Source organism: Flavobacterium sp., from assembly GCF_041911335.1.
GTDB lineage: Bacteria > Bacteroidota > Bacteroidia > Flavobacteriales > Flavobacteriaceae > Flavobacterium.
In genome coordinates, this window is the sequence record NZ_JAYRPD010000035.1 from 58568 (window position 1) to 72240 (window position 13673).

General features: G+C 33.8%; 14 protein-coding genes. 11 read left to right on the plus strand and 3 right to left on the minus strand.

The window, feature by feature from the left end; translation table 11 throughout:
* Positions 1-135 precede the first annotated feature (135 nt).
* The 9 genes from ACE3PD_RS04885 to ACE3PD_RS04925 all read left to right on the plus strand — a co-directional run bounded on the left by ACE3PD_RS04885 (position 136) and on the right by ACE3PD_RS04925 (position 8323).
* Positions 136-2253 carry a ribonucleoside triphosphate reductase gene (locus tag ACE3PD_RS04885; protein ID WP_374400093.1) on the plus strand — a complete coding sequence of 706 codons (2118 nt, stop codon included), beginning with the start codon at positions 136-138 and terminating at the stop codon, positions 2251-2253.
* On the plus strand, positions 2234-2398 hold the full coding sequence (gene nrdD / locus ACE3PD_RS04890; RefSeq protein WP_111567273.1) for an anaerobic ribonucleoside-triphosphate reductase: 165 nt from the start codon (positions 2234-2236) through the stop codon (positions 2396-2398). The genes ACE3PD_RS04885 and nrdD overlap by 20 nt, the downstream gene beginning before the upstream one ends.
* Complete coding sequence (locus ACE3PD_RS04895; protein WP_374400097.1) at positions 2355-3077, plus strand: anaerobic ribonucleoside-triphosphate reductase activating protein; 723 nt, start codon at positions 2355-2357, stop codon at positions 3075-3077. The genes nrdD and ACE3PD_RS04895 overlap by 44 nt, the downstream gene beginning before the upstream one ends.
* Positions 3078-3110: 33 nt before the next feature.
* A complete protein-coding gene (locus ACE3PD_RS04900) occupies positions 3111-3545 on the plus strand; it encodes an Rrf2 family transcriptional regulator (protein WP_111567272.1) in 435 nt (144 codons plus the stop codon).
* A 36-nt stretch (positions 3546-3581) separates the two neighbouring features.
* Positions 3582-4517 (plus strand): quinolinate synthase NadA, encoded by a 936-nt coding sequence (nadA, locus tag ACE3PD_RS04905; protein WP_374400099.1) that lies wholly within the window; start codon positions 3582-3584, stop codon positions 4515-4517.
* A 6-nt stretch (positions 4518-4523) separates the two neighbouring features.
* Positions 4524-6047 carry an L-aspartate oxidase gene (gene nadB / locus ACE3PD_RS04910; protein ID WP_374400102.1) on the plus strand — a complete coding sequence of 508 codons (1524 nt, stop codon included), beginning with the start codon at positions 4524-4526 and terminating at the stop codon, positions 6045-6047.
* Entirely contained in the window at positions 6047-6478 is a 432-nt protein-coding gene (locus ACE3PD_RS04915; protein ID WP_374400105.1) for a cytochrome c, read from the plus strand. Before nadB ends, ACE3PD_RS04915 begins: the two co-directional genes overlap by 1 nt.
* Positions 6475-7800: a cbb3-type cytochrome c oxidase subunit I gene (locus ACE3PD_RS04920; protein ID WP_374400107.1), complete on the plus strand. Its 1326-nt coding sequence runs from the start codon at positions 6475-6477 to the stop codon at positions 7798-7800. Before ACE3PD_RS04915 ends, ACE3PD_RS04920 begins: the two co-directional genes overlap by 4 nt.
* A gap of 85 nt (positions 7801-7885) precedes the next feature.
* Positions 7886-8323, plus strand: coding sequence for an Rrf2 family transcriptional regulator (locus ACE3PD_RS04925; RefSeq protein WP_374400110.1), 438 nt, complete (start codon positions 7886-7888; stop codon positions 8321-8323).
* Positions 8324-8351: 28 nt separating this feature from the next.
* On the opposite strand, the gene ACE3PD_RS04930 is transcribed toward ACE3PD_RS04925, so the two are convergent.
* The 3 genes from ACE3PD_RS04930 to ACE3PD_RS04940 form a co-directional block, all read right to left on the minus strand.
* Complete coding sequence (locus ACE3PD_RS04930; RefSeq protein ID WP_374400113.1) at positions 8352-10337, minus strand: TonB-dependent receptor plug domain-containing protein; 1986 nt, start codon at positions 10335-10337, stop codon at positions 8352-8354.
* A 61-nt stretch (positions 10338-10398) separates the two neighbouring features.
* On the minus strand, positions 10399-11244 hold the full coding sequence (locus tag ACE3PD_RS04935) for a FixH family protein (RefSeq protein ID WP_374400115.1): 846 nt from the start codon (positions 11242-11244) through the stop codon (positions 10399-10401).
* A 115-nt stretch (positions 11245-11359) separates the two neighbouring features.
* Positions 11360-11734: a hypothetical protein gene (locus tag ACE3PD_RS04940; protein WP_374400117.1), complete on the minus strand. Its 375-nt coding sequence runs from the start codon at positions 11732-11734 to the stop codon at positions 11360-11362.
* Between the two features lie 121 nt (positions 11735-11855).
* Here ACE3PD_RS04940 and ACE3PD_RS04945 point away from each other — a divergent pair, with 121 nt between their 5' ends.
* Together ACE3PD_RS04945 and ACE3PD_RS04950 are read left to right on the plus strand one after the other, a co-directional pair.
* Positions 11856-12443, plus strand: a complete 588-nt coding sequence (locus ACE3PD_RS04945) for a Crp/Fnr family transcriptional regulator (protein ID WP_374400119.1) — start codon at positions 11856-11858, stop codon at positions 12441-12443.
* A gap of 47 nt (positions 12444-12490) precedes the next feature.
* Positions 12491-13660, plus strand: coding sequence for a hypothetical protein (locus ACE3PD_RS04950; protein ID WP_374400121.1), 1170 nt, complete (start codon positions 12491-12493; stop codon positions 13658-13660).
* Positions 13661-13673: the final 13 nt, after the last annotated feature.

Genomic DNA, 13673 nt, shown 5'->3' on the forward strand with positions numbered 1-13673 from the left:
ATTGAAACTCCTATTTATCAAAACAACTTATTAACAAAAACACTTCATAATTTGTTGATTACTATTTATTCAAACAAGACTAAAAAGTCTTTTTAATATTTAAATTTGTTCCATACCACAATAAAATTCTGCATTATGGACAAATTTGTAATCAAACGAAATGGTACGTATTTACCATTTGAACCTTTCAAAATAGAAGAAGCCATCACAAAAGCTTTTGCCAGTGTAAGCGAAACTTTAAATCCAAAAGTAATTGAAACCGTGTTCCAATTGTTATCGCACGAAGACACTTGGGCAGTTGAAGATATTCAAGATAAAATTGAAAAAACGCTTTTCGAATATGGTCATTATGAAGTGATGCGTTCCTTCATGCTGTTCCGTCACACCCGAAAACTTCAGCGAGAACACGTTTTAGGCTTAAATGACGATACCACTTATGTCGATAGCACCCAAACCATAGAAGAATACACCAACCAAACCGATTGGCGCATCAATGCAAATGCTAATACTTCGTATTCCAACGCAGGTTTAGTCAATAATGTCGCAGGAAAAATCATTGCAAATTATTGGTTAGATAAAGTCTATTCGAAAGAAGAAGGTTATGCGCATCGTAATGGTGATATTCACATTCACGATTTAGATTGCTTAACGGGTTATTGTGCGGGTTGGAGTTTACGCGTTTTACTAAATGAAGGTTTTAACGGCGTTCGTGGTCGAGTGGAAAGTCGTCCTCCTAATCATTTTAGAGAAGCATTAGGACAGATGGCGAATTTCCTTGGAATTTTACAAAGCGAATGGGCCGGAGCTCAAGCGTTTAGTTCGTTTGATACTTATTTGGCTCCTTATGTTTTCAAAGATAATTCATCATATGATGATGTTTTAAAAGCGATTCGAAGTTTCGTCTACAATTTGAATGTTCCAGCTCGTTGGGGACAATCTCCGTTTACGAATATTACATTGGATTGGGTGGTTCCAGATGATTTGAAAGAGCAAATCCCAACACGAAATGAACAGCATCTTTTTAAAGGAATCACTTCAGAAGATTTTATAAAAAGAGCTAAAGAAAGAGGCGTTTCAGACATAACCGAAATGCGTTACGAACATTTTCAAAAAGAAATGAATCTCATCAACAAAGCGTATTATACGGTTATGACCGAAGGCGATGCGCATGGACAACCGTTCACCTTCCCTATTCCAACGGTTAATATTACTGAAGAATTTGATTGGTACGGAGAAAATACCGATATTCTTTTTGAAAATACAGCGAAAATTGGTTCGTCTTATTTCCAGAATTTCATCGGAAGTCAATATACATATGATGAAAACGGCAATAAAGTTGAAAATCCAAATGCCTACAAACCCAATGCCGTACGAAGTATGTGCTGCCGTTTACAACTCGATTTACGCGAATTATTAAAAAGAGGTAACGGTTTATTCGGAAGTGCGGAAATGACGGGAAGTATCGGTGTCGTAACTATCAATATGGCGCGATTGGGTTATCTAAACAAAGGAAATAAAGCCAAATTATATTCCGATTTAGATCGTTTGTTAGAAATTTCGAAAGCAACTTTAGAGAAAAAACGCGTTTTCATTCAGGAAATGTATGATAGAGGATTATTTCCGTATACCAAACGTTATTTGCCTCATTTCAGAAATCACTTTTCTACAATTGGTGTGAACGGAATTAACGAAATGATTCAAAATTTCACAGACGGAAAAGAAGACATCGTTTCGGATTACGGAATGGCATTCGCAACCGAAATTTTGGAACACATTCGAACCAAAATGAGAGCTTATCAAGAAGAAACTGGCAATTTATACAACTTAGAAGCAACTCCTGCAGAAGGCACAACGTATCGTTTTGCTAAAGAAGATAAAAAACGTTATTCCGATATTATTCAAGCAGGTGAAGGCGAAAATATTTACTACACGAACAGTTCGCAATTACCAGTAGATTACACCGAAGATCCGTTTGAAGCTTTGTTATTACAAGACAATTTACAATGTCAGTACACTGGAGGAACGGTTTTGCATTTATATATGAACGAAAAATTGAGTTCGGTAGAAGCGTGTCGAAATTTCATTAAAAAAGTAATTACGAATTTCAAATTGCCCTATATCACAGTGACTCCAGTTTTCAGCGTTTGTCCGAAACATGGCTATTTGAATGGCGAACACGAATATTGTCCAAAATGTGATGAAGAATTATTAGCAACCTTAAAAACAACATCCTATGCAAACACAAACCACTGAAGCTTTGCTTCAACACAATGAAAAAAGAACCAAATGTTTGGTGTATACACGAGTAATGGGCTATCACAGACCCGTAGAAAGCTTTAATATTGGAAAAAAAGGTGAACACAAACAACGAACCCACTTTAGAGAATGTAAATCTTGATTTTCTAAACAAAAAAGCCATTCATAGTTTTACACCCTTCACACTGTTAGATTATCCCGATAAATCGGCTTGTATCTTATGGTTTGCAGGGTGTAATATGAAATGTGATTATTGTTACAATCCAGAAATAGTTTTCGGAAAAGGGGCTTTTTACTTTTCCGAAATCATTTCGTTTTTAAAATCGAGAAGAAATTTGTTGGATGCCGTTGTTTTTAGTGGTGGCGAATGTTTGATACATAAAGACATTATCCCATTCATAAAATTAGTGAAAAGTTTAGGATTTTTAATCAAAGTAGATACGAATGGAAGTCAGCCCAAAGTACTCGAAAAACTAATAGAGGAACAACTCATCGATTATATAGCTTTGGATTTTAAAGGTCCGAAAGAAAAATTCTTTGCGATTACAAAAGCTGATTTTTATAGTCAATTTCTAAGTTGTTTGGAATTGCTTCAAGCGAGTTCCATTCCATTTGAAATTCGAACTACTTATCATTCTTCTCTATTGAATCCAGGGGATATTACTGCAATGCAAAACGTTTTATTGGAATTAAGCTACGATAGAAACTATTACATTCAAAATTTCAGAAATTATCAAAACACGATTGCACCACTACCCGATTCGCAATCCATTTCAGAAAAGGATATCCATCAGAATATGACTAAAATCATATTTCGATGATTTAAAATCCCTAACTTTGTGTAAATTTTATCTATGTTTTCAAAAACCTGTGAATATGCCATACGAGCTACCATTTACATTGCCTCAGAATCGTCTGCTGGCAAGCGTTGTGGTATTCGAGACATTGCCAGAAAAATTGAATCACCAGAACCTTTTACAGCTAAGATTTTACAACGTTTGGTAAAAGCCGACATCATAAAATCGATTAAAGGAAATGGCGGTGGTTTTGAAATCGAAAAGGTACAATTGAAACACATTAAGTTAGAACAGCTCGTAAAAGCTATCGACGGAAATGACTTATTTGACCGATGCAGTTTAGGACTTCATGATTGTTCCGACAAACAACCGTGTCCTTTTCATCATAAGTACAAGCCATTACGTGAAAATTTAAAGAAAACGCTGAAAGAAACTTCTCTTTTGGATTTAATTAGTGAATTCAACACCGGAGAGACTTTCCTTAAGCTTTAAAAAATTTAATTAAATAAAAGATAAAAACATCCTCTAATGAAAACAACTTCGGATTTAAAAGAGAAAATTCTTGAATTGAAGAAAAGAAAAAATGCGGTAATTCTGGCGCATTATTATCAAGAAGAAGCCATTCAAGAAATTGCTGATTTTGTGGGTGATAGTTTAGAATTATCGAGAAAAGCATCGCAAGTTGATGCGGATATTATCGTTTTTGCCGGCGTTTATTTCATGGCAGAAACAGCTAAAATTGTCAATCCAAATAAAAAAGTAATCGTTCCCGATGTAAAAGCAGGTTGTTCCCTTGCCGATGGTTGTCCGCCAGATGAATTCAAGAATTTCTTAGAAAAATATCCGAATCATACGGTTGTAACTTATATCAATTGCACAGCAGAAGTGAAAACTTTAACCGATATAGTTTGTACTTCTTCCAATGCTAAAAAAGTAATCGCGTCCATTCCAGAAGACCAACCTATTGTTTTTGCTCCCGATAAAAATTTAGGAAAATATTTAATTGCTGAAACTGGAAGAAATATGGTTTTATGGGAAGGTTCTTGCATTGTTCACGAAGCTTTTTCATTAGAAAAATTAATCGATTTATATAAAAAACATCCAACCGCTACCATCATTGCACATCCAGAATCGGAAACGCATATATTAAAAGTAGCGCATTACATTGGTTCAACTTCAGGCATGTTGAATCATGTAAAAAACAGTCCAAACGACACTTTTATCGTAGCCACAGAAGCGGGAATTTTACACCAAATGCAATTGGATAATCCAACCAAGACATTAATTCCAGCGCCTTCAAAAGAAGACAATACTTGTGCGTGCAGCGAGTGTGCGTTTATGAAAGTCAACACCTTAGAAAAACTCTATCAATGTTTACAAGATGAAAGTCCAGAAGTGCATTTGGACAACGAAATCATCGAAAAAGCTTTACTTCCTATTCAAAGAATGTTAGCGCTAAACTAAAACATCATGCAAAATTTAGAAACCGATATACTCATAGTAGGCACAGGATTAGCGGGATTATCACTAGCAAAATATCTCAGCGAGCAAAATCCAAACCTACAAATTACCTTACTTAGCAAAACTTCTATAGACGAGTGCAATACCTATTACGCTCAAGGCGGAATTGCCGTAGTACACGATTTTATCAAAGACAGTTACCAACAACATATTCAAGACACTTTACTGGCTGGAAAAGGCATTTGCGATAAAAAAGTAGTCGAACACGTAATTACAGAAGCTCCTGCCCGATTACAAGAATTGATTCAATGGGGCGTGGAATTAGACAAGAATAATTCAGGCGAATTGGATTTAGGTTTAGAAGGCGGTCATTCGCAAAATCGTATTGTACATCACAAAGACAAAACTGGATTAGAAATTGAAACCAAGTTGATTCAAGTCGTTCAGAATTTACCGAATGTTACAATCAAAACTTCCTTTTTTGCCACAGATGTTTTGCTAGACAATCAAAAATGCATTGGAATCATCGGATTTGATGAAAAAAGTGAAGTGACTTCCATCGTAGCAAAAGCAACTGTTTTAGCAACCGGTGGATCGGGACAAGTGTTTGGCGTGACTTCCAATCCGTTTGTTTCTACAGGTGATGGTGTTGCGATGGCGTATCGAGCGGGTGCTAAATTGGACAAAATGAAATACATTCAATTTCATCCCACAGCACTTTACGAACCTAATAAAAGTCAAGCGTTCTTAATTACTGAAGCCATTCGTGGTTTTGGTGCTCATATTTTGAATCAAAAAATGGAACGTTTTGTTTTTCAATACCATCCAGATGGCGAATTAGCAACTCGAGATATCGTTTCAAAAGCTATTTCGGATCAAATGAAAAAAGAACATTCGCAACACGTTTGGTTGGATGTAAGACATTTACCGATAGAAACGTTTAAAACAAAATTTCCAAAAGTCTACAATTATTGCTTCGAAAATGGAATTGATGTTTCCAAGGATTTAATTCCGATTACACCTGCAGCGCATTATCAATGTGGTGGAATTGTCGTGGATGAACTGGGAGCTACTTCTATCAAGCAATTGTTTGCTATTGGAGAATGTTCGCACACAGGTCTTCATGGTGCGAATCGTTTAGCTTCCAACTCATTATTAGAAGCAATTGTTTATGCACATGACTTAGCAAATCATTTAATCTCTTCAATAGAATCAATAAAATTAAACAAAGTTGAAAATCACCCTATTCGCTATAAAAACATTCATCACGACCAAATTTTGCAATTCAAAAACCAACTGCAACATTTCATGAAATACGATGCTTTGTACACTTCGGGGAAAAATACCGAAAAAGTATATGAAATGGTTACCGAGATGAGCAAACGCTTCAAAATGAAGTTCAAAAATTATGATTCGCATCCGTTTTTATGTGAAACTTATAATTTAATACAAACCGCAGAAATCATTTTAAAAGATTGTTTACCCAAAAGATACCGCGTAAAATCGGTTAAAAAAGAAAAAACTATTTCGTAATGCTGAACTTACTTGCCCATCCAAAACGCATTTTTTTGTTGCTTTTCGTTTGTTTTCTAACGTTTAGCATTTGGATTTATGCCATTCCGCTTTTTAGCCCAACTCCCTATTCTGAAAAAGAACTTCATTTAGTAGCCGAAGGTAGATTGGTTTGGCAGAAAAACAACTGCCATACGTGTCATCAATTGTATGGTTTAGGTGGTTATTTGGGTCCGGATTTAACGAATGTATATTCCAGAACTGCCAACAATGAAGCGTATATCAAAGGCATAATAAAATCGGGAGTAAAACAGATGCCTGCTTTTGAAATTCCGGATGACGAAATGAAAGCGCTTTTACACTTTTTGAAAAATGTAGATGCCACAGGAACATCGAATCCGCAAGATTACCAACCTGAAATAATAGGAACTTTTAGTTTAGAAAAGAAATGAAGAATTTTGGAATTTGGCTCATCAGAATAGCCCTTGTGTTGTTTGTTTTAGGTTTGTTTTTTGGACATTTGGCTTCCGAAAGTTATCGCATAACCCAACCCAAATCGGGTGTTATGGGATTTTTATCGCTTCGTCCGCTTCATGTGAGTAGTGCATATTTAGGGATTATAACTGCTGGATTAGGTTTTGTAACACTGATCATTGCAAAAATGAAAACCACACGTTTTGGTACTTTTTTACAATACTTGCATTTTTCACTTTGGTTAATTGCTTTGTTAGGAATTTTCTACAGCTATTTTACAGGTGATTTTGGAGGAAGAGAATATTGGGAATTCAATCCCGTTTGGGCTTTACCGATCTTTGTTTCCTTTATTGTTTTCTTAGTTTTCTATCTGCATCAGGTTGGATTTTCGATAAAATGGCCTGTTTACTATTGGATGTGGCTTACTGGAATTATCTTCTTTATTTTTACTTTTATCGAAAATTATTTGTGGATTTTTCCTTATTTCAGACAACATTTTATTGCCGATATGACAATTCAATGGAAAGTAAATGGTTCGCTCGTGGGCGCTATCAATCAAATTATTTATGGCGTTGCTTTTTATTTGATGGAAAAAATTAGTGGCGATGAAAAATCGTCCTATCAAAAACTATCTTTTGCGATGTATTTTCTAGGAATGTTTAATTTGATGTTTAATTGGGGACATCATATTTACTTACTTCCAACCGAAAAATACATTCATTACATTGCCTACGCAGTGAGCATGACGGAATGGATTATTTTGATTCGTATTTTTTATAAATGGAGCCAACAAATAAAAGAAAACAAACAGTTTTACTACTTCTTCCCTTACCGATTTTTAATGGCTTCTGATTATTGGGTAACACTAAACTTAACATTAGCCTTATTCATGTCGATTCCAGCCATCAACTTATACACGCACGGAACGCATATCACGGTGGCGCATGCTATGGGAACAACAATTGGAATCAATACGATGATTATTTTGGCAGGTGTTTTTTACTTTATCAAGCCAACTTTTAATTCGGCAAAATGGCGTATGTATGGTAGTGTTACCTTTTGGATAGTACAGGTTACATTGTTGTTGTTTTTAATTTCATTAATTGGAATGGGTATTCAACGTGCCATTTGGCAAGCCGGATTAACTTCGGAAAGCTTTAGTAAAATGAGCAGTTCCAGTGGAAATTGGGTTTTAGCCTTCATCATTTTAGGAACCATTCTGATGTTTAGTATGGCAAGTTTTTTTATTTATCTTTTGATTCAATCTTATAAAAAAAACAAATTGGAACTAGAGTCTTGAATTCGTTCTAAAATAGGTTACTATAAATCGGACAAAATATCATAATTCCATCGTATCTTTGCTAATTACTAAATTACTATTCCTTATGTTTTCAAAATCATGTAATTATGCCATAAAAGCGGCAATTTTTATTGCTAAACACTCCTTAGAGGAAAATAAGGTAGGATTTGTTGATATCGCTAAAGAAATCGATTCACCACAAGCGTTTACTGCTAAAATTTTACAGATTCTAGTAAAAGCTGGGATTATCGATTCTGTTAAAGGCGTAAATGGTGGTTTTTACATCCCTAAAAAGAACATCGCTACTACATTTCTTGTAGAAATCGTTGATGCTATTGATGGTGATGCCGTTTTTCATGGTTGCGGATTAGGTTTATCTCAATGTTCTGAAACACATCCTTGTCCGGTGCATGATAAATTCAAAAGTATTCGTGATGAATTGGCGCGAATGCTAGAAACCACGAATTTAGAAGAATTAGCTTTAGGAATTAAATCTGGAGAAACTTTTTTGAAATCGCTATAAAACCAATTCTTCTAAACAGCAGCATTTTTTAAAACTGAAACATCAAATTAACAAAGATATTTCGTCCCATTCTTGGAATGTTTTTCCAATCGGTATAAGTAGTATAATTAGTATCGAACATGTTTTCAACACCTGTATTTAATATCATTTTTGATTTTTCAAAAGTGAATTTATAACCTAAATTAGCACTTACAATTGCATAATCAGGTGTTTTGTCTTCACCATAAAAAGCGTTGTATTGAGTTTGTGTAGCATTTCCTTTTAGTTGTAATTCCGAACTAAATTTTCCTGGTCTAAAGCCTAAAGAGGTCATGTAATTAAACGGACTCATAAAAGGCAATCCGTTGTTTTCATTGTCTTTTCCTAAGTTGTATACGAATTGTCCTTTCCAAATCCAGAAATCTGATAATTGATAACTTACCGTAAAATCAGAAGATAAAATAGTAGCATAATCTAAAGCTGTATAGACTTTTATTCCATTGGCACCAATAGTCATAGGCGCTACCGAAGCATCAGGAATTCCAATGATATAATCATAAATATGAAAATAGGAAGTCGATAATTTAGTTTGCCATTTCTCATTTTTAAAACCAATATTGGCATTTCCTTCTACCGATTTTTCATTTTTTAAATTTGGGTTTCCGATGTAATCAAATCCGTCAAAACTGTTGTACAAATAAAACCCATACCCTTCTGAAACTGATGGAGCGCGTTCGCCATACCCCATTCCGAATCCATACGAAATTTCATCTTTGTTGTAGAAATAATTGGTTGAAATACTTTTTAGGAATCGAGAATTTGAAGCTTCCATTTCAGGATAGAAAATCTGTAAACTTTGTAAGCCGAAATCACTCGCAACGTTGTTATTATGAAAACCTAAATTGGTAGTGAATTTCAAATTAGAATGACAATTGATTTCGAAATTATCTTCCAAATAAATTCCAGTATACAACGTACGAACATCGGGCCAAGTGTACATAAACATTAAGTTTTCGTTTGGATCAGATGGATACATCGTCATTTCCGCAACCGAACGATTGTAAAACGAATTCAAATTGGCTAAAAATTGATGCTTTTTGTATTTTCCATTTACTTTGGAATAAAAACCATAGGTATCACTCCAACCCGGCATATCCATGTGAATAGGAACATCTGGGCGTTTAGTATCGTCCATAGTGTGCGTAATCGTATTGAAATACAATTTGGTTTCCCAATTATCGATTGAATCAAAACTTGGTTTGTAATTGAATTTTACCGAAGTAATCAAAGCTTCCGCCAACGAAACATCCATTGGTAACGCAGGATAACCGACATCGGTAGCTCTATCAAAAATTAGTGAAGCTTCAATGCTTTTATTAGGTGCCAATCGGTAACCCGAAGTGGCGGAAAGATTCAGTTTTCTGAACTGAGAAAATTGAATTTCTTTGTTATTTCCTGCTTTGTAATTTTCGGCATCGCGAAACATCACATCGGTATCTACATAAAATAAACTATCCGCATAATTGATAGCAGAACCTATGATTTTCTGACGATTATTCGTTTCATAACCTGAGTTGACAAAAAATTCCCATCCCGCATTAGTAAATTGACGTTGGCTTCTTTTTAAATCAATCGAACCACCAATCGTATTTCCGTGACAACTCCCTTGTTGCCCTGAAGAAATGGTAGCTTCAGACAAGTTAGACACTTCAACATAGGAAGTCACAGGGTCCATTTTATCGGTACAAGCGCCAAAGATTCGCATTCCGTCGATTGTAACAACGGTTCGCTCGGTTGCCATTCCGTTGATAATGGGTTCCCATGCATAAGCGCCTCTTTTAATTAAGTCTACTTTGGTAGATTTTTGTAAAAATTCGTCTAAAGTAGCAAGTGTTTTGGATTGTTTTTCGTGTAAAGGAGCTTTTGTTCCTACCACCAAAACTTCTTTAAGTTCTTTGGTTTTAAGTGAATCTACTTCTTGACTAAAAGTAAAACAAAACGAAAGTGACAGAAAAAATACAACTAATTTTTTCATAATATAAAGATTTTAAAAAAGGTCATTATTTAAGTCATAACGACCTTTTTTAGAGTAAAAATTAAAATTCGATTTCGAAGAAAATACTACTAGCAGTAACTGTTTCTGTGACTTCTTCTCCTTTTAAGATAGTTCCTTCGGCGTTAGCTAATTGTAAGTTGATTTTCCAATAACCCGTCATGGTTAACGATAATTTTCCATTGTATAATCCGCCAGCAAGTGTTTGTGTTGCATGAACATTGTTTGGTGAAGAATGATTTCCCATGCTTGGCATTCTAGGGTCGATTTTTACGGTATAGCCATCAACAACAGGGAAATTCATCATGCTTTGCATTTTCCAAACGCCAACTTTCATATCGTTGACAGCTACTTTAGGAGTAGTAGGTTCTATTAAAGCTACTAAGTATTTTGTACCATCCGAACCCATAAAAGTATTTACTTTTCTTTTGGTAGAAGCTGGTACATCGATAACATCTGTTGCAGTGTAATCTACACCATTAATATTGTAATCGATTTTTAAATCCCAATATTCTGTGGCATTTTGAGCCATTTGGAACATAATATAACCTTCATATAAAGTTCCGTTTTCAGTTACTTTTTCTACTGTTGAATATGGGCACGCATGTGTCATTGAAGTCATGTGCATAAGTGGAGTCCAACTCACTTCTGCATTTTTAATATAATTGTTGGTTCCGTTTTCTTTAATTCGTAGGCTAATTTCATTGTACCCTTGTTCTAAACTTCCCATTTTAGAATACAATTCAATAGTATGCGTATCGTTAGTGAATTCTTTAAATTTAGTAATTCCGTCTAATTCATTTACAGTAGTTTCATCATCGTTTGAACAAGACACGAAAGTTAAGGCCATAGCAAAAATGGCTACAATATATTTTATTGAAGTTTTCATTATATTTTTTAATTAAAGTGATTGTAATTGCATCTGAAAAATAATTTTCAGAGAAATTATGATGTAAGTTGAGTGGGTTAATTCAGAAAATGAACTAACAAAAACCAATATTTAATTAAGAAATAATTGTAGGTGGATGAAAGAAGGCACAATCATTCAAGTGAAAGTAAAGGTTAGAATAATTGTTACCAATAGAAGTTTTATTTAAAAAATAAATTTGTCTAATTTCTATCGGTTGAATTTCCTGAAAAAATACGATTTCAGTTTGTTCGAATGATATCTTTTTTTCTGGAGAATTTTCAGAACCGCTTTCGGAAGCTATTGCCAATTGTTTTGTTAAGTGACACTTTCCGTTACATTTTAATTCGGGTTTGGATTTATTCTCACAAAGGTTAGTTACAATGTAATCATAATTCACAGCATATTCTAAAACCGGAAGTATTGGCTTGAGGAACATTAGTAAAGTTAATATGATTAGTAATTGTTTCATGGGACAAATTTACAAGAAATAAATTAGGGTTTAGTATGATTTCAGTCATATTTTTTTTACTTTTATTGAAATTAATTTGTGCTTTATCTAAAAGAATTAAAGCCTTCAACACAACTACTTTATGCAGATTGATTTAGATTTATTATTTACTTGGGGCGCTATTGCCAAGGAGTACAAGAAAAATGAAATTATTTTTCATGAAGAGGAATCAGCGAATTTTTATTATCAAATTATCGATGGTTGCGTAAGAATGTACAATTCCAATGACGAAGGAAAAGAGTTTACTCAAGGCTATTTTAAAAATGGTCAGAGCTTTGGAGAACCACCTTTGTTTATTGATGAACTGTATCCTTCGACAGCCGTAGCCTTTAAAGATTCGAAAATAATAAAAATTTCTAAGGAGAAGTTTTTGAAAATTTTAGAAGAATATCCTTTTATTCAGAAACAATTCTTGAATTTAATGGCAGAACGAATTCACACAAAAGCCAAAACCACAAAAGATATTGTGAATCAGAAACCTGAATTTAGAATCATTGCTTTTTTAAATGCTCATAAAAATCCAAATTGTGCAAAAAAAGAATTGGTAGCATTTACAAGACAAGAAATTGCCAATTTTACAGGTTTACGCGTGGAAACCGTGATTCGAGAACTTTCAAGAATGAGCAAAACGAATAAAGTGGAAATTATTAATCATAAATTATATTACTGATGTCTTTTAAAACAACTTTTTGGATTCGGTTTTCGATTTTTAATCTGATGCTTGTTGCATTATTAGGACTTTTAATGCGTTATAAAATTCTGTTTGAATTTCCGCTTCTCGATCAAAAAAGTGTACAACATTCCCATTCTCATTTTGCCTTTGCTGGTTGGGTTACGCATACTTTAATGACGTTGCTCATTGCCTTTCTACAAAAACACAATACACTCAACAAAATCGCATTAAAGAAATACAATCTTATATTAATTGGGAATTTAATTTGCTCTTATGTAATGCTAATTTCCTTTATTATGCAAGGTTATGGAGCGATTTCGATAACTTTTTCAACCCTTTCTATTTTTGTCTCTTATTGGTTTGCCTATGCTTTCTTTAAAGATTGCAAACAAATTGAAACATCTTCTGTAGCAACAAAATGGTTCAAAGCCGCATTATTTTTTAATGTGATTTCGTCTTTGGGAACTTTTGCTTTAGCTTATATGATGGCAACTAAAAACATCCATCAGAATGAATATTTAGCTTCTATTTATTACTATTTGCATTTTCAATACAATGGTTGGTTTTTCTTTGCTTGCATAGGATTGTTGTTGGATTATTTAAAAGTAACTTCAAACTCAAATCGCATTTATTCGCAATCGTTTATTTGGTTATTTTGGTCCTGTATTGCAGGGTATTTTCTATCAACGCTTTGGTTAGATTTACCACTACTAATTTATATTTTAACTGCTATTTCGGCAATTGTTCAAGTAGTTGTTTGGTATTTACTATTTAAAACTATTTTTAAAGAAAATAAATCCATCTTCGTAAATCTTCCAAATTATTTAAAATATCTGATTTTATTTATCAGTTTTGCTTTGAGTGCGAAGTTCCTATTACAATTAGGTTCCACCGTTCCTGCAATTAGTAAATTAGCCTTTGGTTTTAGACCTATAATAATTGCTTATTTACATCTGATTTTGTTAGCTATTATTTCGCTTTTTCTATTGTTTTATATTTATGTGAATAATTTTATTGCCGTGAATAAGAAAACTATCTTAGGATTAATCTTATTTTGCATTGGCGTTGTTTTGAATGAAATTGTTTTAGGAATTCAAGGTGTTGCGTCTTTTAGTTATACTTTAATTCCTAATATAAATGAAGCTTTGTTCGGAATTGCCATACTTCTTTTCGCAAGTGTTTTATGGACAACTTTTTTTACAAAAAAAGGATAAAAAAGTATTTTTT